13 protein-coding genes are annotated in these 21,093 nt (G+C 59.4%); 8 read left to right on the top strand and 5 right to left on the bottom strand.

Going from position 1 to position 21,093, the window contains the following annotated elements; translation table 11 throughout:
• Window positions 1–522: 522 nt before the first annotated feature.
• The 3 genes from BN3659_RS10870 to BN3659_RS10860 form a co-directional block, all read right to left on the bottom strand.
• Window positions 523–1,227 (bottom strand): peroxiredoxin, encoded by a 705-nt coding sequence (locus BN3659_RS10870; RefSeq protein WP_410488795.1) that lies wholly within the window; start codon window positions 1,225–1,227, stop codon window positions 523–525.
• A gap of 100 nt (window positions 1,228–1,327) precedes the next feature.
• Complete coding sequence (locus BN3659_RS10865) at window positions 1,328–1,693, bottom strand: DMT family protein (RefSeq protein ID WP_091536920.1); 366 nt, start codon at window positions 1,691–1,693, stop codon at window positions 1,328–1,330.
• A gap of 566 nt (window positions 1,694–2,259) precedes the next feature.
• The gene (locus tag BN3659_RS10860; protein WP_091536918.1) at window positions 2,260–2,934 is read right to left on the bottom strand and encodes an HAD family hydrolase; all 675 of its coding nucleotides are present in this window, start codon (window positions 2,932–2,934) and stop codon (window positions 2,260–2,262) included.
• Window positions 2,935–3,239: 305 nt separating this feature from the next.
• On the opposite strand from BN3659_RS10860, the gene ybaK reads away from it, so the two are divergent.
• Window positions 3,240–3,776, top strand: a complete 537-nt coding sequence (gene ybaK / locus BN3659_RS10855; RefSeq protein WP_224757869.1) for a Cys-tRNA(Pro) deacylase — start codon at window positions 3,240–3,242, stop codon at window positions 3,774–3,776.
• Window positions 3,777–3,973: 197 nt separating this feature from the next.
• Here the strand turns inward: ybaK and BN3659_RS10850 are convergent, their stop codons facing one another.
• Together BN3659_RS10850 and BN3659_RS10845 are read right to left on the bottom strand one after the other, a co-directional pair.
• Complete coding sequence (locus BN3659_RS10850; RefSeq protein WP_091536915.1) at window positions 3,974–4,726, bottom strand: LytR/AlgR family response regulator transcription factor; 753 nt, start codon at window positions 4,724–4,726, stop codon at window positions 3,974–3,976.
• A gap of 1 nt (window position 4,727) precedes the next feature.
• Window positions 4,728–6,110, bottom strand: coding sequence for a sensor histidine kinase (locus tag BN3659_RS10845; protein WP_091536961.1), 1,383 nt, complete (start codon window positions 6,108–6,110; stop codon window positions 4,728–4,730).
• Between the two features lie 221 nt (window positions 6,111–6,331).
• Here BN3659_RS10845 and BN3659_RS10840 point away from each other — a divergent pair, with 221 nt between their 5' ends.
• The 7 genes from BN3659_RS10840 to BN3659_RS10810 all read left to right on the top strand — a co-directional run bounded on the left by BN3659_RS10840 (window position 6,332) and on the right by BN3659_RS10810 (window position 21,062).
• The gene (locus BN3659_RS10840) at window positions 6,332–7,639 is read left to right on the top strand and encodes an MFS transporter (RefSeq protein ID WP_091536913.1); all 1,308 of its coding nucleotides are present in this window, start codon (window positions 6,332–6,334) and stop codon (window positions 7,637–7,639) included.
• 61 nt (window positions 7,640–7,700) lie between these two features.
• On the top strand, window positions 7,701–10,727 hold the full coding sequence (locus BN3659_RS10835; protein WP_317041655.1) for a SusC/RagA family TonB-linked outer membrane protein: 3,027 nt from the start codon (window positions 7,701–7,703) through the stop codon (window positions 10,725–10,727).
• A gap of 12 nt (window positions 10,728–10,739) precedes the next feature.
• Window positions 10,740–12,398 (top strand): RagB/SusD family nutrient uptake outer membrane protein, encoded by a 1,659-nt coding sequence (locus BN3659_RS10830; RefSeq protein ID WP_091536907.1) that lies wholly within the window; start codon window positions 10,740–10,742, stop codon window positions 12,396–12,398.
• A 23-nt stretch (window positions 12,399–12,421) separates the two neighbouring features.
• Entirely contained in the window at window positions 12,422–14,233 is a 1,812-nt protein-coding gene (locus BN3659_RS10825) for a SusE domain-containing protein (protein WP_091536905.1), read from the top strand.
• A gap of 105 nt (window positions 14,234–14,338) precedes the next feature.
• Window positions 14,339–16,657 carry an alpha-amylase family glycosyl hydrolase gene (locus BN3659_RS10820; RefSeq protein ID WP_091536903.1) on the top strand — a complete coding sequence of 773 codons (2,319 nt, stop codon included), beginning with the start codon at window positions 14,339–14,341 and terminating at the stop codon, window positions 16,655–16,657.
• Between the two features lie 314 nt (window positions 16,658–16,971).
• Window positions 16,972–18,849 (top strand): glycoside hydrolase family 13 protein, encoded by a 1,878-nt coding sequence (locus BN3659_RS10815; RefSeq protein ID WP_091536960.1) that lies wholly within the window; start codon window positions 16,972–16,974, stop codon window positions 18,847–18,849.
• 17 nt (window positions 18,850–18,866) lie between these two features.
• Window positions 18,867–21,062, top strand: coding sequence for a glycoside hydrolase family 97 protein (locus BN3659_RS10810; RefSeq protein WP_091536958.1), 2,196 nt, complete (start codon window positions 18,867–18,869; stop codon window positions 21,060–21,062).
• The last annotated feature ends 31 nt before the right edge of the window (window positions 21,063–21,093 follow it).

The raw sequence follows: 21,093 nt of genomic DNA, 5'->3' as shown, positions 1-21,093 counted from the left end.
CCGCTCCGTCTCATGCGCGGGTATATTTCGACGAGCCGCATGCCGTGCCGGTGCAGACTGCGGTTCGAGCGGACTTTGAGAACGGATTGAGGGACGGACTGGATATTTTTGCGGACAGGCGTTGCGGGCGGAGTGCCGCCTTTGTCCGGTGCAGGTTCTTCCTTCGGCGAACTTCTTTCGCCGAGACCGGCGGGTACTTTTCCGGCATCTGCGGCCGGAAGCCTTCCCTTGTGATCGAAGAGGCTGTCCGACGAATTTCGGACAGCCTCTTGGTTCGTACCGTCATACGATGTCTTTTCGAGCAGGCTATTCCCGGAGGCGGCTTGTCGGATAGCCCTTTCCGATTTGCCCGGACGAATGAATACGATGTGCCGAAGTGTGCGGAGCAAGGAGTCTGCGTAAGCATATGAACGGGCGGCGACACCGTTAAGGACGCAGCGGACCGCTCGTTACGACACGGAATTTCCGCGCGACCGGGTTCGTCCGGAAGGTCGGAGCCGCCCCCCCCCGGATGCTTCGGATTCACTTCCCGCCTCGGGACATCACCTCCTCTTCGGGGAGCGGCTTGGTGCAAAAATACCAATCGTAGCAGCGCACGCCCTCCGCAGGCCGCTCCATCCGTTCGTCCGCGGCACTCTTCGTGCTCCCGGCCGGAGCGATCACGTCGTCGCCCGGGCGCCAGTCGGCCGGAAGGGCGACGCCGAAAGCGTCGATGGTCTGCAAACCGATGAGAATACGTTTGATTTCGGCGAAGTCGCGGCCCAGCACGAGCGGATAGTAGAGGATGGCGCGGATGATGCCCCGGGGGTCGATGAAGAAGACGGCCCGCACGGCGGCCGTGTCGCTTTCGCCCGGATGGATCATGCCGTACTTTTTGGCGACCTCCATCGTCATGTCGGCGATCAGCGGGAAACGGATGTCGAGGTTTCTGATCCCTTTGTATTCGATCTTTTCCCGTATGGCCCGGAGCCATGCGATGTGGCTGCTCACGGTGCCCACCGAAAGCCCTACAAGCCGGCAGCCGAGGGCCGCGAATTCGTCTTCCATTTTGCCGAAGAGCATGAATTCCGACGTACATACGGGCGTGAAGTCGCTCGGATGACTGAACAGAATCACCCATTTCCCTTTGAAATCTGCGGGAAAGTCGATCTTCCCCTGCGTGGTCGCGGCCTCGAATGCGGGCGCCGGATCGCCGATGCGCGGCATGGCGGCGGTTTGATTTTCCATCTCCATAACAACTGTGAATTTGACGTTGTCGGGAGAGATTCAAATTGGATGCCGCACTCTCCGCCTCCTTGCCGATGCGCCGGAAAAGAGGTCGGACCTCTTATTTTCGGAAGACGAAGTAGACGGCCAGTACCAGACAGCAGAAACCTGCGAGATGGTTCCAGCGCAGCGGTTCGGACTTCATGAAAGCCACGGCGAAGAGCGTGAAGACCAGCAGCGAGACGACCTCCTGAATCACCTTCAGCTCCCAGAGCGTGAAGGGACCGCCGAATTCGAGGCTGCCCATACGGTTGGCGGGGACCTGAAAACAGTATTCGAACAGGGCGATGCCCCAGCTGACGACGACGATGGCCGCGAGGCCGAAACGTTCGAGTTTCGATTTGAAGGCGATGTGTCCGTACCACGCGAGCGTCATGAAGGTATTCGACACGATCAGCAATCCGATGGTCAGCAGTCCTCTGAGCATAGTTGTTTTAATAAACGGTTGAATGCTTTTTCCGTCCGTTTCCCGCCTTGCCGGAGCCCGGCCGGCGTTCGGTTCTGCGAAACGGTTCGCTTTCTTGCAGTTGTTTTTTCGTCCGGGCAATCATCGGGCGAGGCAGGATCGCACTTGGCCTGACGAAACGGTCGATCGTCTTCCGTCTTCTCCGAAAGTTTCGACAGCGCTGTGTGCGCCTTGGGTTGTCGAGTGCGGGGCCCTCCGACATTGCCCCCCCCCGACAAAGTCGGCCGTTCGCCGTCGGCTCCTCGGCAGCGGACTGCACTCGTTGTCGCCCGCGTATTCCTGCCGCCGGCGACGAACGTCGATCACGCTCCGCGACCGACTGTAAAAAATGCCCTCCCCCCTCTCTTCCCGTCTCGGCAGGGTTTGGACGAAGACCGTACTCGCGTCCTGTCGGTCGGAATCGCTCCCTTTGCCGAGGCGGGGGGGGCCGCGTCGAACTCCGGATTTTACCCGGGTTGCACGCGGTCTGCCGGGACCGCTCCCCCTCCCGTTTGCGGGGATGCTCTCCCTGTCCGGCAACTGCCGGCCTATGTCCGGATTGCGTGCGGTCTGCCGAGAAAGCTCAGGTCGGTGATTTCGGTGAAGTCTCCGATGACCCGGTCGGCAGCGGTCGTTCGCAGCTTTTCGCGGGAGAGCGTCGTCGCCAGTGCGAAGATGCGTCCGGCTCCGGCGCGGCGTGCGGATTCGATGCCCGCTTCGGCATCCTCGAACACGAGACACTCGGCCGGGTCGAGCCCGAGTTTCGCCGCGGCCGTGCGGTAGATTTCCGGATCGGGTTTGCAGCGCTTCACCTGATCGCTGTCGACGATGGCCGCGAAGTATGTGCGGATGCCGCACGTATCGAGTACGAAATCGACGTTCGCACGCGGACCCGACGAGCCGACGGCGCACGGAATGTCCGCCGCACGGAGCCGTGCGAGCAGCTCCGCGAGACCGGCGACGGGCCGGATCGCGGGGGCATAGATCTCGCGGTAGATCGCCTCCTTCTCGGCGGCGAGGGCCGGCAGTCCCTTTTCGCGGAGGATGTTCTCGGGCAGTATGAGCCGCATGATGTCGTCGTTACCCATCCCGAAGGCCGCGGAGAGTTTCCGCTCCCAGTCTTCGACCCCGTAGCGCCGGCAGAAGATGCCGAACGCATCGACGTGTACGCGGGTGTTGTCCACCAGTACGCCGTCCATATCGAACAGTATGCCTCGAATCATGGCGCAAAGATAGGTTAAAAATCGAGCCGCAGGCTGAAATCGACCGCAAAATTCTGAATTTTCGCGCCCCGTTTCCGTTCGCCTCGGGTGAGTTGCCGGATGAAGTCCGCACGGATGGGGCGGAAGATATTTTCGGGCCGAATCCCGTCTCGACGCGGGAGTGTCGCACGGACGACATGCCCGCGGGAGGAGCCGCATACGGAAGGCGCGCATGACGACCGTGCTTGCAAAAACGGAGAAAATGCGGCCGTCGGGGGCGATTATGGATTTTAATCGATTAAATTTGCAGGACGAATCGGACACGAATGAAGCGGGAACGCATGACGACGCACACGAAAACGGAGAAGACCAATGCGGCGCGCCTGCTCGACAAGGCGAAGATCGCCTGCGAGCTGGTCCCGTATGCGGTGGACGAGGAGCATCTGGATGCGGTGCATGTCGCGGAACAGTTGGGCGAAGCGGTCGGCACGGTCTTCAAGACGCTCGTGCTGAGAGGCGACCGGACGGGCTGTTTCGTCTGTGTCGTTCCGGCCGATTGCGAGGTGGACCTCAAGACGGCGGCGAAGATCTCGGGAAACAAGAAGGCGGAACTGATTCCGATGAAGGAGCTGCTGCCGGTAACGGGATACGTTCGCGGCGGCTGTTCGCCCGTGGGGATGAAGAGGCGCTTTCCGACTTTCGTCCACGGTTCGGCGCTGGAGCACGAGGCCGTCTACGTCAGTGCGGGGGTGCGCGGTTTGCAGATGAAGTTGGACCCTTCGGACCTTATCGCATTCCTCGGAGCCCGGACGGCCGACATCGCACGGCCGAAACAGTCCCCGCCCGTTGACGTTGAGACCTGAAATTTTAGCGGGAACTCCATGCCGGTGCCGGATTTCGAAAACGGATGCAACAATGTATTTCACGGTCCATTCGTTTCTCCTGCGGCCGCAATGTGCAGCTGTGAGGCGTCGCGCCCGCGTCGGGGGGCGGTTGCGCATATGCTTTTCCCGACATCGGAAGCGGCGGGAATCGCAGGTGCGCCCTCACCCTCGCCGTGTCAGTTGCTCCCTTCGAGCCATTTCAGAAAATCGTCGACACGCGAGCGACTTACGACCATCTTGAATTCGTGGCTCGGTCGTGCCGTGATTTTCAGTCGGTTGCCCATGTATTTCACGATGCTGACGATCGCCGGCATGGCGATGATGCAGCTGCGCGAGATCCGGAAAAACCGTTCGGGATCCAGTTCGTCCGAGAGGACTTCGAGCGACTGGTCCATGATATAGCGGTTGTTGTCGTTGGTAACGAGGTAGGTATTTTTCTCTTCCGAGTAGAAATAAGCGATGTCGGAGGCTTGTACCGGCACGATCCGGTCGTTGAAACGCACGATGAAACGCTGTTTGTATTCGCGCGGGCGGCGGATCGCATTCAGCAATACGTCGGTGTCGATGCCGTTGCCGCGTATGCGGCAGCGTTCCACGGCGCGCTTGAGCGCTTGCAGTTCGATCGGCTTGAGCAGGTAGTCGATGCTGTTGACTTCGAATGCCCGTACGGCGTAATTGTCATAGGCGGTGGTCATGATGACCCGCGCCGTTACGTCGATTTGCCGGAATATCTCGAAACAGTCTCCGTCGGAGAGTTCCACGTCCATGAAAATCACGTCGGCATTGTTTCCCGGCGTTCGCAGCCAAAGCACCGTATCTCTGACCGAGCCGGTGGTGCCGACGATCCGCACGTCGGGGAAATGTCGGGTCAGAACCCGCGCCAGATTGACTTGGGCCATCGTTTCGTCTTCTACGATCAGTACGTCCATATTATAGCAAAGGTAAGGTAATGCGATATTCGGTATTCGTGCAGCGCACCCCGATCTGTATGCCCGACAGGTCGAGGTACTGCTGACGGATATAGTTCAGCCCCACACGGGTCGAGGGGGGCTCGGAAACTTTCATCCGGAGGTTGTTCGACACCGTTACGGCTTCGCCCGCAGCCGCAATGCGTATCACGAGCGGCCGGTCCGCTCCCACCGTATTGTGTTTGATGGCGTTCTCGATCAGCAATTGTACCGAACAAGGCACGACATGGCGGTTCATGGCCTCGTCCGATATGTCGGTCTCCACCCGGAACCCTTCGGGGAAGCGCACCTGCAACAGGTCGACGTACATCCCCACGAAGGCCATCTCCTCGCGCAGACGCACGAGTGTCTTCTCCTCGTTTTGGAGCATGTAACGGTACATGCCCGCCAGCTTGTGTATGTAGGCGCTCGCCTGCTCCGTGCGCTGCTCGCAGACTAAGCAGTCGAGGATATTGAGCGAGTTGAACAGGAAATGGGGGTTGACCTGCTGTTTGAGCTTCATGTAACGGAACTGCGCTTGGTGCGCCTTGCCGCGTTCGGCACGCAGTACGGCGCGTGCGACCATGGCGTAATTTATTATGAATACGACCGAATAGAGGGTCGCCTCGACCAGCAGAGTAACGATCCACAGTTGCAGGAACTCCCGGGCCGTGAACGAGCGGTCGACTGCGAACGGCAGATGCAATCCCGTGACGAGCGCCGCGCAGGCCGACGTGCACAGTACGAACAGGAGGAAAGCCGCGATTTCGGCGATGAGACCGTGCCGGGTTTCACGCCTGTGCGTATGCCGAACATAGATGATATTGACACACAGTAGGATAATCAGTACCACGGAGTTGGATGCCAGCAAGTCGGCGATGCGGTAGAGGCGGTCCGCGGAAAAGGAGGGCGAAGAGAAAATCTCCGCATAGGCCAGCCGGAGCGCGAAGATCACGCCCACGGCCAGCAGCAGCAATCCTATGCGGGGAGTCCAGACCGTAGGCTGAGCGGGCGCTTCGTCGCCGCGGCGGAACAATCTGGTGAACCATACGACGCCCCAGCCCAGCAGTTCGGTGGTAACGAAGGTCGATAGGGCATGTACCGCGGGCGGAGAATGCAGCACGGTTTCGATCAGTTGCGCTCCGCCCGTACCCAACAGATAGCCGACCACGTTGACGACGATCACGCTCGCGGCGGTGAATTCCGCATTCAGACCCCGTTTCAGGCAGATCAGAACGATCAGTACGATCGTCAGTAGCGTGAGCACCAATTCGTCGTTAATGCCTGCCGTGCGGCACAGAAACGCTACCGCCGCATGTAGAAAGGCGAAAAGATGAATCGTTCCGGAAACTTTAAGCAATCGCATCGAACCCATTTGCAGACCCGCAGATTTATAATTTCGGCTGTTTTTACGACTAAAATATACATTCCCTCCGGAAATTCCAAATTCGGGTAGTTCTGCTTAACCATTCGTCGTGAAATTCCGACCGTTCATCTGTCCGAACGTTCCGTTCATCGTCCGGAAAAAGCGCGACCCGATTTTTTTATTAAAATTTGCATCGCCTAAAAACTAACCGAAGAGTCGGAATGAACAAACCTAAACTCTCATTTTGGCAGATTTGGAATCTCAGCTTCGGATTCCTCGGCGTGCAGGTCGGATATTCGCTCCAGAATTCCAATACGTCGAGCATCTTCGAATCGCTGGGGGCCGATGTCAGTCATTTGAGCTATTTTTGGCTGGCGGCACCGCTGGCCGGTATGATCGTCCAGCCTATCGTAGGGCTCTTTTCCGACGGTACATGGACGCGCTTCGGCCGCCGTATTCCCTATATTCTCGGCGGTTCTCTGGTCTCCGCTCTGGCGCTCGAACTCATGCCCAACTGTCCCCGACTGCTCGCGTTCGCTCCGCTCGCCATGGGCGTTTTCATCCTGTTGTTCATGGATCTGTCTTTCAACGTTACGATGCAGCCTTTCCGGGCGCTGGTGGCCGACATGCTCGACGATTCGCAGAAGACGCAGGGGTACGTGGTGCAGACCTTTCTGATAAACCTCGGTGCCGTCGCGGGTGCTGTCCTGCCACTCGTCATGACATGGCTCGGCGTATCCGACGAGGCCGCTCCGGGGGGCGTTTCGCCCCACATCGCCTATTCCTATTATGTCGGAGGAGCGATCCTGCTGCTTACGGTGCTCGTTACCTCGTTCAAAACGAAGGAATACCCGCCCGAGGAGTTCGCCCGCTACAACGATCTTTCCGAAGAGAAGGCCGGGTCCGAGAGTTTCGTGGGGCTCGTGCGCAGCGCTCCCCGCGTGATGGTGCAGCTGGGCATCACGCAGTTTTTCTCGTGGGCGGCACTCTTCCTGATGTGGACTTACCTCAAGCCTGCCATTACCGGCGTAGTTACCGACCACACCACGGGCGAGGTGCTCTCGGACGGTGCCACGCAAACATGGGTCGGCGTACTCAACGGCATCTATCCCATCCCCGCCTGCATCGTTGCGCTGTTCCTCGGACGCATTGCCGCACGCTGCGGCAACAAGCCCGTCTATGCGGGTTGCCTGCTGGCCGGGGCGCTGGGCTTCGCGGGAGTGTACCTGCTGCACGACCAGTATGCTCTGATGCTTCCGATGGCGGGGATCGGCATCGCGTGGGCGGGCATCCTCGCCATGCCCTACGCCATCCTGTCGCGTGCCGTCGAACCGCGCCGCATGGGTATATACATGGGTATCTTCAACTTCACGATCACGCTTCCTCAAATCGTCGTCGGACTGGCCGGCGGTGCCGTCGTCGAGTACTGCTTCGACCGTGAGGCGGCGGACATGCTGGCTCTGGCCGGGGTATTCATGCTGTTGGCGGCGCTGTCGGTTTTTCTGGTGAAAGAACACAAGGCCGGATAACGGCCTGCATCGTAAAATCAATTCACAACTAACCAAAAAGCTTATGAAACGGATTTTAACTATGTGTATGAGCAGTTTGCTCATATGTATCATTTCCCCCCCCCTCCTCGTGCGGGCGCAGAATGCCGGTTATGAGGTCAAAGGCGTGGTTGTCGACGATTCGGGGATGCCGGTTCTGGGAGCTACCGTAATCGAACGGGGCACGGCCAACGGGGTCTCGACGGACGTCGACGGTAGCTATGTCATCCGTACGGCCGGCCCGGAGTCGGTCGTCGAGATCAGTTACGTCGGATACAAGACCGTCAGCTTGGTCGCCAGTTCGTCGTCGCTGGCGCACGTTTCGCTTGAGGTGGATGCCATGGGTATCGACGACGTGGTGGTGATCGGTTACGGCACGGTCAAAAAGAACGACATGACCGGTTCGGTCGTGGCGATCAAGGCCGAGGAGTTCAACCGCGGCGCCGTAGTCTCCGCGCAGGACATGCTCAAGGGCAAGATCCCCGGCGTGCACATCATCCCGGGCGACGGCGGTCCCGGTTCGAGTTCCACGATCCGCGTGCGCGGTGCGGCTTCGCTCAATGCGTCGAACGACCCGTTGATCGTGATCGACGGAGTGCCCATTGCGGTAGACGGCGGCAAGGGTATGGGGAATCCGCTGGAGACGATCAACCCCAACGACATCGAATCGTTCACCGTGCTCAAGGACGCTTCGGCGGCGGCCATCTACGGTTCGCGTGCTTCGAACGGCGTCATCCTCGTTACCACCAAGAAGGGGTACGGCAATACGCCCCGTGTATCGTACAGCGGCAGCGTGAGCGTACAGACCAATTCCGACGAGCTGCCCGTCATGTCTCCCGGCGAGTTCCGCGACTACATCAATCAGGTCTACCCCGCAGGGACGACGACCGGCGACAAGGTGCAGTCGATGCTCGGCGATCAGAATACCGACTGGCAGGATTTGGTTTTCCGCACCGCCATTTCGCACGACCACAACGTCAGCCTGATCGGCAATGTCAACGACCGCATGCCCTATCGCGCGTCGGTGGGCTACACCAATCAGCAGGGTACGCTCGAAACGTCGAAATACGAGCGCGGAACGCTCGACCTGAGCCTTTCGCCCAACTTCTTCGACAAACATCTCACCGTCAATCTCAACGCCAAGGGCGTCATCACTTCGCAGCGGTACGCTTCGAGCGGAGTGGTGGGGGTGGCGGCTTTCTTCAATCCCACGATCGACCCCTACTTCCGCAACGAGGACGGTTCGATCGACTACACGACTACCAACGGCTATTGGAACTACGGTTCGGGTCGCGGCGAAGACTTCACGCCCAACACCCTGCTCGGCGCGGGACCGCTTTCGCAGCTCTACGACCGCGACAATACGGCGCGTGCCCGACGGTTCATCGGCAACGCCCAGATCGACTATAAGGTCCACGGTTTCGAGGCGCTGCGTTTTAACCTCAATCTCGGTCTCGACATATCGAAAGCCAAGACCTATGACGGCGTGAATCCCGGTTCGTTTCAGGCGTATGCCGACACCGAAGCCCGCGGCTGGGGGCAGTATTCGCGGACGACGAATTTCCGCCGCAACCAGTTGCTCGAATTCTACGCCGACTTCGACAAGGAGTGGGGGATCCACCACCTCGATGTGATGGGCGGTTATTCGTGGCAGCATTTTTACAGTTCCGATCGCTCGGTGTCGTATTTCAACGAGACGCACGAACAGAAGGGCGAGGATTCGCGCTATCCGTTCAACCGGCAGGAGAACTACCTGATTTCGTTCTACGGCCGCGTGAACTATTCGATCGCTTCGAAATACCTCTTTACCTTCACGTTGCGGGACGACGCCTCGTCGCGCTTCTCGAAAGACACGCGCTGGGGCCTCTTCCCTTCGGCCGCCTTCGCATGGAACATCGCCGAAGAGAACTTCCTGAAGAACCAGCGCGTGTTGTCGACTCTCAAACTCCGTCTCGGCGCCGGTCAGACCGGCCAGCAGGAGATCGGGTCGAACTATCCCTATCTGGCGCGCTATTCGATGTCGACCGACGTCTACAAACAATACAACATGGGCTCCAACGGCTACATGTTCTACCTGACGCCGGCGGCTTACGATCCCAATATCAAGTGGGAGACCACGACGACCTATAACGTCGGCCTCGACTTCGGATTCCTCGACGGCCGCATCAGCGGCAACGTCGACTGGTATCTGCGCCAGACGGACGACTTGCTGAACAACGTCCTCACGCCGATGGGGTCGAACTTCGGCAACAACGTGCTGACGAACATCGGTTCGATGGAAAACCGGGGCGTCGAATTCTCGCTGAACCTCATCCCCGTGAGCACGAAGGACTGGAACCTGACGATCGGTCTGAACGGTACGTTCCAGCACACGGAGTTCACGAAGCTCAACAATACGAACGATCCCGACTACAACATCCAGACGGGAAACATCACCAAGGGTACGGGCAACCAGCTCCAGATCCACAAGGTGGGATATGCGCCCTACACCTACTATTGCTTCCAGCAGGTGTACGACGCCGACGGACATCCCATCCAGAACGCGCTCGTCGACCGCGACGGCGACGGACAGATCACGCAGGCCGACCGCTACATCACCGACAAGAGCCCCAACCCCGACTTCTTCTACGGCATCAGCCTCAAGCTGAGCTGGAAGAATTGGGACTTCGGCTTCAACGGCCACGGTTCGGCGGGCAACTGGGTCTTCAACGATTTCGCTTCGGCCAATTCGACGTCGAACATAGATATCAATGCCGGCAATCTGCCGAACTTCGCCCGTCTGGTCAAGAAGACCGGCTTCACCGAGGCCAACAGCGGCGAACAGTGGTATTCGGACATGTTCCTCGAAAATGCCTCGTTCTTCCGCATGGACGACATCAATCTTGGGTATACGTTCCGTGAGTTGGGAAGTTGGAAGGGTACGCTGCGTCTGGCGTTCGGCGTGCAGAACGTCTTCGTCATCACCGGATACAGCGGCGTGGATCCCGAAATTCCGGGCGTGAACGGCATCGACGGTTCGATCTGGCCCCGTCCGCGCACCTATTCGCTGCGTCTGAATGTAAACTTCTAAAATCCAAGAACCATGAAAATGAATCTGAAATACATCGCTTTGGCTGCGGCGGGCGCGGCGACGCTCATCACGTCGTGCATCAGCGACCTCGATACCTTGCCGCTCAACCCTTCCGATTCCACTTCGGAGACGGTTTACGGTACGGATGAATACGGCTACCTCGCCGGACTGACCAAGCTCTATTTCCAGTTCGTGTCGAACGATACGACCGATCTGCTCGTGAGCGACGGCGGCTCCTCGGAGCTCATCCGCGCCTTCTGGACCATTCAGGAAGTTACGGCCGACGCCTGCAAATGCGCTTGGGAGAACGATGCTTGGGTGCGCGCCATGAACACCAACACGTGGTCGGATGCCGACAACGATGCGACCTATGCGGTCTACGTGCGCACGTTGCAGGGTATCGCCTTCGTGAACGAATACCTGCGCCAGACCGCTCCGGACAAGCTCTCCGACCGCGGCGTGAGCAGCGAGCTGGCCGCCAAGATCGAGAGCTTCCGTGCCGAAGCCCGTTTTCTGCGCGCTTATTTCTACTGGATCGCCCTCGACGTGTTCGGGGATGTGCCTTTCACGACCGAGTCCTCGCCTTTCGGCGGCGGCGTGAATCCCACGCAGGCTACCCGTGCGGAGGTGTTCGATTTCTGCATTACGGAGCTGAAGGAGCTGGCCGCCGACGGCAGCGCCATGCCGGCCGCCCGCTCGAACTACCCGCGTGCGGACAAGGGCGCCGTCAACGGCCTGCTGGCCCGCATGTACCTCAATGCCGAAGTCTATACCGGCACTCCCATGTGGACGGAGGCCAAATCGGCGTGCGAAGCCGTCTTCGGCATGGGCTATTCGCTCTGTCCGGAGTATTCCGACCTCTTCCGCGGCGACAACGGCGAGAATCCCGACGCACGGCAGGAGATCATCTTCGGCGTGGACTACAACGCCGAACGGACGCAGTCTAACGGCGGCACGTCGTACCTTACTCTGGCGGCCATTGCCGCCACCGACGTAACGGCCGATCAGAAGATCAACGGAGTGAACAACGGCTGGGCCGGTATCCGCGTGCCCTACGAATACGTGCAAAAATACTTCGACGTGCGTAATCCCGACTATTCGGCGGGTACATATGAGGTCGACGACAAGCGCGGCGAAATGTTCTACATCAAAGGACGTCAGGAGTCGATGAACGATGCGCTCTACGTTTTCCTCAACGGCTGGTCTTGCATCAAGTTCAATAACATCCCCCACGATATGACCAACGACGAATTCCTCGCCACGGCTGCCACGAAGGCGTACAGCGACATCGACTTCCCGATGATCCGCTTGGGCGAAATCTACCTGATTTACGCCGAAGCCTGCATGAATCTGGGACAGGCCAACACCGCACTGCCGAAGCTCGCGGAGCTGGCCGACCGTGCCGGGGTTTCCGCACCGTCGACGGTTACGGCCGACTGGCTGCTCGAAGAGCGTGCCCGCGAGCTGATGTGGGAAGGACACCGCCGCACGGACCTGATCCGCTACGGTTTGTTCACCACTTCGTCTTTCCTCTGGACCTACAAGGGAGGGACGTTCACCGGACAGGGGTTCCAAGACTATATGAAGATCTTCGCTATTCCCTCGTCGGAGCTCGCTTCCAACCCCGAGTTGAAGCAGAATCCCGGTTACGGAACCGCAACCGATAAGTAATCAATCATAAAAACCGTACGACCATGAAAATTACACGATATGCGATGATGCTGGCGGCCGCGGGGACACTTCTCTCCGCCTGCCAGAAACTCGACGAGACGCGGGCTTACGACCCCGACAAGGTCGTGCCTCCCGTGCTGCATGCGTTGCCCGAGGAGATCGTCATCACGTCCGATAATATGAGTACGACGCAGGTCTTTACGTGGGACGGTGCCGATTTCGGCGTCCGCACCCAGATCAACTATTCGATCGAAGCCTCGTACCGGGACGATGCGAAGCAGGTGCTCTTCACGGGAATCTCCGGCACCTCGTCGGAACAGACCTACGAAAGCCTCAACAACCTTCTGGCCCTGCCGGTCGAGAACGGAGGGCTGGGACTTCCGTCGGAAGAACCTGCGGAGGTGAAATTCTACGTCAGCGCCACGATCGGAACCGACTTCGAGAAATACTACTCGGAGCCCGTTACCGTCCGCATGACGGTAACGTCTGCCGATCCCACCTACCCTGAAGTTTGGGTGATCGGCGACTACTGCGGCTGGAGCTTCGACAGTGCGCAAAAACTGTTCAGCTTCTCGGGCGACGAGATCGCTTACGAGGGTGTCGTGGATTTCGGCGATAAGGCTGCCAACGGATTCAAGCTGAGCGGTGAAGCGGGCTGGAACGACGCATGCAACTGGGGTACCGACGGCGATGCTGCGGCGCCCGATTCCGAAGCCGCTTCCATCACGCTGATTTCCAGCGGCGGATCGGGCAACATCACGGCTTATTCGAAACGCTTCTATCGGTTTGCGTTCGACCGTTCGTCGCTGACGCTGACCAAGGAGCTCGCCTTCGACCAAATTGGCATCGTGGGCGACGGAGCCGAAGGTTGGGACGGACCGGACATCGTGATGGAGTTCGATGCTGCGAAACAACGTTTCTGGGCCGACGCGGAGCTCTCGTCCGGTGAAATCAAATTCCGGCTCGACGGCAAATGGGACACTTCGTTCGGTTCGGCGACCGAGGGGATGCTCGACGGCGAAGGCAACATCGGGGTCTCGGCGGGCAAGTACCGTATCTATGTCGATCTGAACAACTCGGCCGAGCAGACTTACGAACTGAGCGCCGACGACTACGGTGCAGGCGGCGAAGAGCCCGAGCCGGATCCCGAGACGGCCGACTGGTATGTCCACGGACAGACCGTAGCCACTCCCGACTGGGGGCCGACGGCCATGGAGAGCGCCAGCACGAACATCGTGGCCTACAAAGCCGCAGGAGTCGAGGTGGCCGCCAACTCGGAATTTCTCTTCAGGAACGGCGACGAAACGCAGTGGATCGGTGCCGATGCCGCGTTTGCGGGGAGTAGTCCGTACACCCGCACGATCGGCTCGGCCTTCAAGGTTTCGGCCGATAAGGTCAATGCCCTGATCGCCGACGCCGGCACCTACGATTATTGGCTGCTGCCCGAGGCGGGACGCGCCTATGTCATGGCGGCCGGTGCCAAACCCGAGCTGGTGCCCGATACGTGGGGTGTGGTCGGAAACATTACCGGCTGGGGCGATCTGGGCGACTTCTCGATGAGCGAGCAGGGCGAATACTTCGTCCGCAAGGGCGTAGCGCTCACTACCGCCAGCGAATTCAAAATCCGCTTCAACAACGTTTGGGACGATGCCAAGAACTATGGCACGGTTTCGGGCGGCACGGTTGACATCAACAAGGCGGTCGGGGTCATTACCGGCGGAGGGTCGCAAAACATGAAGGTACAGCTCGACGGTACCTACGACATCTATTTCGACCTTGCGAATTCGAACGTATACATCATGTCCGAGGGCAAAACCCCGGCTGAGGCCGAATAACGGCCGCTGTTTTACAGGACGGCGCATCGTGCGCCGCCCTGTTTTTAGCCTGTCGGCTCTGACCGGCCGATAGGCCCCGAAACGAATATTAACCGAATTATCGTTATGAGAAAATATCTATTCGCGCTGCTGGCGTTCGCGTTTTCCGCGTTCGTATCGTGCGGCGACGACAAAGCCGACGAGATCGGCGGCGGTTTGCTCTCCGTGTCTCCCGCGGAACTCGTATTCGAAGCGGCCGGCGGCAGCCGGGTGCTCGATCTGCGGACCGATGCGAAGTCATGGTCGTTGACCCAAAGCGAAAATTCCGCGTGGTGCGTGCCGGCGCTCACGTCGGGCAAAATCTCCACGTCGTTCGTTATCACCGTTGAGGCGAACGAATCGTCGAAACGCGAGGCGACGCTCACCTTCACCGCTCCGGGGTGTGAGCCGGTCGTCGTCAGCGTTACGCAGAGCGGCGATCCCGCCTTGGATTTCGAAGGCGAGGAGGTCGTCGCCGAACCCGATGCGTGGGACGACCGCAAACGTGCCGACATAAGCTATCAGTTGTTGGTCTACAGTTTCGCCGACGGCGACGGCGACAAGGTGGGCGACCTTCAGGGGTTGATCCGCAAGCTCGACTACATAGATGCGCTCGGCGTTTCGGCCGTGTGGCTCTCGCCGATTCATCCGGCCGCTTCGTACCACGGCTACGATGTGCTCGATTACGCGGCAGTCAATCCCGATTTCGGGACGGACGCCGACTTGCAGGCTTTCATCGATGCTGCGCACGCTCGCGGTATCCGGGTCTATCTGGACTATGTGCTCAACCACACGGCCAAGGATCACCCGTGGTTCCGGTCGGCGATTGCGTCCGAAGATAGCCCTTATCGGGACTACTATGTTTTCTCGGAAGACCCGCAGGCCGATATTGCGGCCGGCCGGATCGCTCAGATCGCCACGGAAGGCGCTTCGGGATACGATTCCGGTCAGTGGTTCTCGACCGATACGGGAAGCGGGGCCTCGGGACGCTTCAAGTTCGTGCTCGATTGGACGGATGCCGATTCCCCGACCGTAACGGTGTCCGAAACGACCGATGCGGCGGATGCGGACAATACGCAGAGTGGGGCGGATGACAAGTACCTCTATTACGGCGACAACACGAGCAAACGCTTCTATCCCAAAGGGGACGGTCGTTACGAGCTGACGCTCGACTTCGATTCCGACTGGGGCTTCCTCATCCGCACTTCGACCTCCTCGTGGGCTGCCGGTACCAAGTACGGTGCTCCGGACAACCGGACGATCATCCGGTTCGGCGACCCTTTCACGCTGATGTCGAACCGTTCGGCCGAGCCTGCGAACGTGCAGTTCTCGTTGCCGACGATGTACCATTCGCACTTTTGGACGGCGGCATTCGCCGACCTCAACTATGGCAAAGCCGACGAGGCCGAGCAGTCCGGGGCATTCGAAGCCGTTGCGGAAGCGGCCGACAAATGGGTGCGCATGGGTGTGGACGGATTCCGCCTCGACGCCGTGAAACACATCTACCACAACGCCTCCGGTGATGAGAACCCCACCTTTCTCAAGAAATTCTACGACCGCATGAACCGGACCTACAAAGCCGCCGGCGGCGAGGGCGATTTCTATATGGTGGGCGAAATGCTCGACGAAGCGGCCAATGCGGCTCCCTACTACCGGGGGCTCCCTGCCCTGTTCGAATTCACGTTTTGGTATAAGCTCAAGTGGGCGCTGCAAAACGGCATAGGCTGCTATTTCGTCAAGGATATTCTCGATGCGCAGTCCCTCTACGCGCAGTATCGCGAAGACTACATCGAAGCTACGAAACTTTCGAACCACGACGAGGACCGCACGGGGTCCGATCTGGGACGGTCCGTCGAAAAGATGAAAGTGGCGGCTGCCGTACTGCTCACGGCGCAGGGATCGCCCTACATCTATCAGGGCGAGGAGCTGGGCTATTGGGGGACGAAAGCCAACGGCGATGAATATGTCCGTGCTCCGATCCTGTGGGATGAGGCGGGCAGCGACCTTGCTTCGGGAAGCCTTTCGGGCAAGATCGACATGCAGATGCTTACCGCAGCGATTTCGGTCGAGGCACAACAGGACGAAGAGAACTCGCTGCTCAACCATTACCGTACCTTTGCGCGGCTTCGCAACACGTACCCGGCGCTGGCTGAGGGCAAGATGACCCAACACCCGGTCTACAACGACAGCAATACCTCGCAGCAATCCATTGCGGCGTGGTACCGTGAACTGGACGGCGAACGGATGCTCGTCGTGCACAACTTCGGCGACGAAATGCAAATACTGACTCTTACCGATCCGTTGGACAAGGCGGTGGGCGTTTCGGGCGAGGTGAAACTCCAGCGCGGCGACACGCAGTCGAAGCTGTTCATGGGCGCCTGCTCGTCGGTGGTATTCGCGCTTTAGCCTCGGACGATGAAGCGCCTGCCCGCACCGTCTCCCGCACCGGCGGCGGCTCGGGGCTTGCGGACACAGCATCCGGCCGCCCGTCCGGGCTGTGCTCGGCCGGCGGCCGTCTGCGGAACGAACGTGCGCCGGCGCACGTTCCGCACGACGACCGCCGGGGACGCAGGCTGTACGTACCGGGATGCGGGCTGTGCAGCGGCGGTACGGAGCGGCGGATGCTGACCGCCCGGTCTTCTTCCCGGCCGAAAAAGGGGAGAGTACGGAAATGAATTTTTGCTAACTTTACAAACGACGATATTGTGAACCGATTTTTCATGACATTCGCAGCAGTCGGACTGCTCTCCTGCACGAGTGCAAGGCAGCCCGCATTCGATCCCGCTTCGGTGGCAGACGCCTCGGGCGAAGTTTCGCGCATCGAACCTCTTTCGTGGTGGACAGGAATGCAAACCCCGCTCCAGTTGCTCGTCAACGGGGCCGGCATCGGAGAATACGAAGTCCGCATCGAAGGCGGACGGGGCGTCGAGGCGACAGCCTGCCACAGGGCCGACAGTCCCAATTATCTCTTCGTGGATGTGGAGATCCGCCCCGAAGCCGAACCGGGGACCTATTATCTCGTATTCACACGGGGCGATCGCACGTTCAAGGTCCCCTATGAAATCGCGGCGCGTAGCGAAGGCTCGGCCTCGCGCACGAGCTTCACGACGGCCGATATGATCTACCTGCTGATGCCGGACCGTTTTGCCAACGGCGATGCGTCGAATGACTCGGTGCCCGGCATGCGGGAGCGAGCCGACCGCAGCGATTTGTCCGGCCGTCATGGGGGCGACCTGCAAGGGATGATCGACCATCTGGACTACATCGCGGAACTGGGTGCCACGGCCGTATGGCCCACGCCGCTGCTGTTGGACGACGAGCCTGAGGGTTCGTACCACGGCTACGCCTGTGGCGACTACTATCGCATAGACCCCCGGTTCGGTTCGAACGAACTATACAGGGAATTCGTCGGCAAGGCCCATGAAAAGGGGCTGAAGGTGATTATGGATGTCGTAACCAACCATTGCGGTACGAGCCATTGGTGGATGGAGGATCTGCCCTTCGAAGACTGGATCCATCAGTTCCCCGAATTCACGGGAACGAACGTCTGCTTCTCGACGAACATGGATCCCAACGCATCGAAATACGATCTCGACCGGCAGGAGAGCGGTTGGTTCGTTCCGTCGATGCCCGACATGAACCTCGACAATCCCTATGTGCTGCAGTACTTCAAGCAGTGGGCCGTGTGGTGGGTCGAATATGCCGGTTTGGACGGATTTCGCGTCGATACCTATCCTTACAACGAGAAGGTGCCGATGAGCGAGTGGTGCGCGGCCGTGCGCAGAGAGTATCCCGGTTTCAATATCGTGGGAGAATGCTGGACGTCGTCGATCCCGCAATTGGCATACTGGCAGGGCGGCAACCTCAACAAGGACGGTTTCGACTCGCACCTGCCCTCGATCATGGATTTTCCGTTGCAGGAGGCGATCTGCCGTGCGCTGTCCACCGATTCGCTCCGCTGGGGCGAAGGGATGACGCGCGTCTACGACTGCCTGTCGCATGACTTCGTTTACCACGACTTGTCGAAGATGCTGATCTTCGCCGCTAATCACGATACCGGCCGCATCGGCGATGTCGTGCGCAAAAATCCCGACCGGCTGAAGCTCTCGATGGCGATGCTGGCCACGATGCGCGGAATCCCGCAGATATTCTCGGGCGACGAAATGATGTTCACCTCGAAAGACCTCTCGCAGGGGCATGGCGGACTGCGCGTGGATTTCCCGGGAGGCTGGGAGGACGATCCGGTGAATCTGTTCGACCCTGCTCAGCGCAATGCCCTGCAAACGGATCTTTTCGACTATACGCAGCGGCTCTTCCAATGGCGCAAGTCGAAGCCTGTGATCCACAACGGACGCACGATGCACTTCCTCTCCCGCGACAATACCTACGCTTACTTCCGCTACGACGACACCGATGCGGTGTTCGTTTTCATCAACAATTCGCGCGGCAGCAAGCAGGTGCCTTGGGCGCATTACGCCGAGATCACGGCCGGGCTCGGCGAGGGCCGCGAGATCCTGACGGGGAAAGCCGTGCAGGTGGGCGACGCTACGGCGGTCGGGCCGCGGCAGGCATTGATCGTAGAATTCGAACGCAACTGAAATAAGACGATATGACCATGAAAAAGATGTTTTTATTCATTTCCGCACTGTTGGCCGGCGGGACCGTTCCGGCACAGGAGGTACTTCTGTCTCCCGACGGAGACATCCGCATGCAGTTCAGTATTACGGACGGCGGACGCCCCACCTATACGCTCGACTTCAAGGGACGCGCCGTGATTCTGCCCAGCCACATGGGACTCGAACTGCGCGGCGAAGCTCCGAAACTCGAATTCGGGACGGAAATCGAGAAAGGCGAACCCGGCACGCCCGTATCGCTCTACGACGGGTTCACCGTGGCACGGGTCGAGCGCAGCGAATTCGACCAGACTTGGCGTCCCGTCTGGGGCGAGCAGGCCGAGATACGCGACCATTATAACGAAATGGCCGTTACGCTGCATCAGGAGGCGACGGACCGCGATATGACGATCCGCTTCCGGCTCTACGACGATGGTCTGGGATTCCGGTACGAATTTCCCGAACAGAAGACGCTGACCTATTTCGTCATCCGTGAGGAGAAGACGCAGTTCGCCATGGCGGGCGATCACACGGCCTTCTGGATTCCGGGCGACTACGACACGCAGGAGTATGACTACGTGGAGTCGAAGCTTTCGCAAATACGGGAGCTGATGCCCCGGGCGATCACGCCCAACTCGTCGCAGACGCCTTTCTCTCCCACGGGAGTGCAGACGGCGTTGCAGATGAAGAGCGATGACGGGCTCTACATCAACATCCACGAAGCGGCGCTGGTCGACTATTCGTGCATGCATCTCGATTTGGACGACCGCCGTTTCGTTTTCACCTCTCACCTCACGCCCGATGCACAAGGATGGAAAGGCTACATGCAGGCGCCCTGCCGTACCCCGTGGCGCACGGTGATGGTTTCGGACGACGCCCGCGACATCCTCGCCTCGAATCTGATCCTCAACCTGAACGAACCGTGCGCTTACGCCGATACTTCGTGGATCAAACCCGTGAAGTACATGGGCGTATGGTGGGAGATGATCACGGGCAAAAGCGACTGGGCCTATACGCGCGACGTGCCGTCGGTTCAACTCGGTACGACGGATTACACCCGGTGCAAGCCCAGCGGCCGCCATGGAGCGAACAACGACAACGTGAAACGTTACATCGACTTCGCGGCGGAGCACGGGTTCGACCAGTTGTTGATCGAAGGCTGGAACGTCGGCTGGGAGGATTGGTTCGGGCACATGAAGGACTATGTTTTCGATTTCGTTACTCCTTATCCCGATTTCGACATCGCGGCGTTGAACGACTACGCTCACAGCAAGGGAATCCGGCTCATGATGCACCACGAGACCTCGGCCTCGGTGCGCAATTACGAACGCCACATGGACGCAGCCTACCGCCTGATGAACAAATACGGGTACAACTCGGTCAAAAGCGGTTATGTGGGCGATATTCTTCCCCGCGGAGAGCACCACTACGGACAGTGGATGAACAATCACTATCTCTACGCCGTCCGTCGGGCCGCCGACCACAAGATCATGGTCAACGCCCACGAGGCAGTACGCCCGACGGGACTTTGCCGCACCTATCCCAACCTGATCGGCAACGAGTCGGCGCGCGGCACGGAGTATCAGGCGTTCGGCGGGTCGAACCCCCATCACGTAACGATCCTGCCTTTCACGCGCCTGCAAGGCGGACCGATGGACTACACGCCCGGCATCTTCGTCATGGATGTCGAAGAGATCAACCCCGACAACCATTCGCACGTCAATGCGACGCTTGCGAACCAGTTGGCGCTCTATGTAACGATGTACTCGCCGCTGCAAATGGCGGCCGATCTGCCCGAGCACTACGAAAGATACATGGATGCGTTCCAATTCATCAAGGACGTGGCGGTGGACTGGGACGAGAGCCGCTACCTGTTGGCCGAACCGGGCGATTACATCGTCGTGGCACGCAAGGCGAAAGGTGCGGACGAATGGTTCGTCGGCGGCGTAACGGATGAGAATCGTCGTACGGTAACGCTTCCGTTCGACTACCTCGCCCCCGGAAAGGAGTACGTGGCGACGCTCTACGCCGACGCTCCGGATGCCGATTACCAGACCAACCCGCAGGCATACGTCATTCGTACGGGCAGGGTGAATGCGCATACGAAACTCGATGTTGAAATGGCTCGCGGCGGGGGTTTTGCGATTTCGGTGCGCGAAGCGACCGACTCGGATCGCAAACTTCGGAGACTGAAATAGCTGGTTGTCGTACAGGCGAATCACGGCATTT

This window comes from Alistipes sp. CHKCI003 (assembly GCF_900021155.1).
GTDB classification, from domain to species: domain Bacteria; phylum Bacteroidota; class Bacteroidia; order Bacteroidales; family Rikenellaceae; genus Alistipes; species Alistipes excrementavium.
The sequence above is the reverse complement of the archived record's forward strand: the minus strand, read 5'-3'. Positions and strand labels throughout refer to the sequence as shown.

Coding starts and splice junctions, on each gene's coding strand:
- BN3659_RS10835 (WP_317041655.1), top strand. CDS start 7,701: ATGTGTATGAGCAGTTTGCTCATATGTATCATTTCCCCCCCCCTCCTC.
- BN3659_RS10865 (WP_091536920.1), bottom strand. CDS start 1,693: ATGCTCAGAGGACTGCTGACCATCGGATTGCTGATCGTGTCGAATACC.
- BN3659_RS10830 (WP_091536907.1), top strand. CDS start 10,740: ATGAAAATGAATCTGAAATACATCGCTTTGGCTGCGGCGGGCGCGGCG.
- BN3659_RS10870 (WP_410488795.1), bottom strand. CDS start 1,227: ATGGAAAATCAAACCGCCGCCATGCCGCGCATCGGCGATCCGGCGCCC.
- BN3659_RS10840 (WP_091536913.1), top strand. CDS start 6,332: ATGAACAAACCTAAACTCTCATTTTGGCAGATTTGGAATCTCAGCTTC.
- BN3659_RS10820 (WP_091536903.1), top strand. CDS start 14,339: ATGAGAAAATATCTATTCGCGCTGCTGGCGTTCGCGTTTTCCGCGTTC.
- BN3659_RS10845 (WP_091536961.1), bottom strand. CDS start 6,110: ATGCGATTGCTTAAAGTTTCCGGAACGATTCATCTTTTCGCCTTTCTA.
- BN3659_RS10860 (WP_091536918.1), bottom strand. CDS start 2,934: ATGATTCGAGGCATACTGTTCGATATGGACGGCGTACTGGTGGACAAC.
- BN3659_RS10815 (WP_091536960.1), top strand. CDS start 16,972: ATGACATTCGCAGCAGTCGGACTGCTCTCCTGCACGAGTGCAAGGCAG.
- BN3659_RS10810 (WP_091536958.1), top strand. CDS start 18,867: ATGAAAAAGATGTTTTTATTCATTTCCGCACTGTTGGCCGGCGGGACC.
- BN3659_RS10850 (WP_091536915.1), bottom strand. CDS start 4,726: ATGGACGTACTGATCGTAGAAGACGAAACGATGGCCCAAGTCAATCTG.
- ybaK (WP_224757869.1), top strand. CDS start 3,240: ATGAAGCGGGAACGCATGACGACGCACACGAAAACGGAGAAGACCAAT.
- BN3659_RS10825 (WP_091536905.1), top strand. CDS start 12,422: ATGAAAATTACACGATATGCGATGATGCTGGCGGCCGCGGGGACACTT.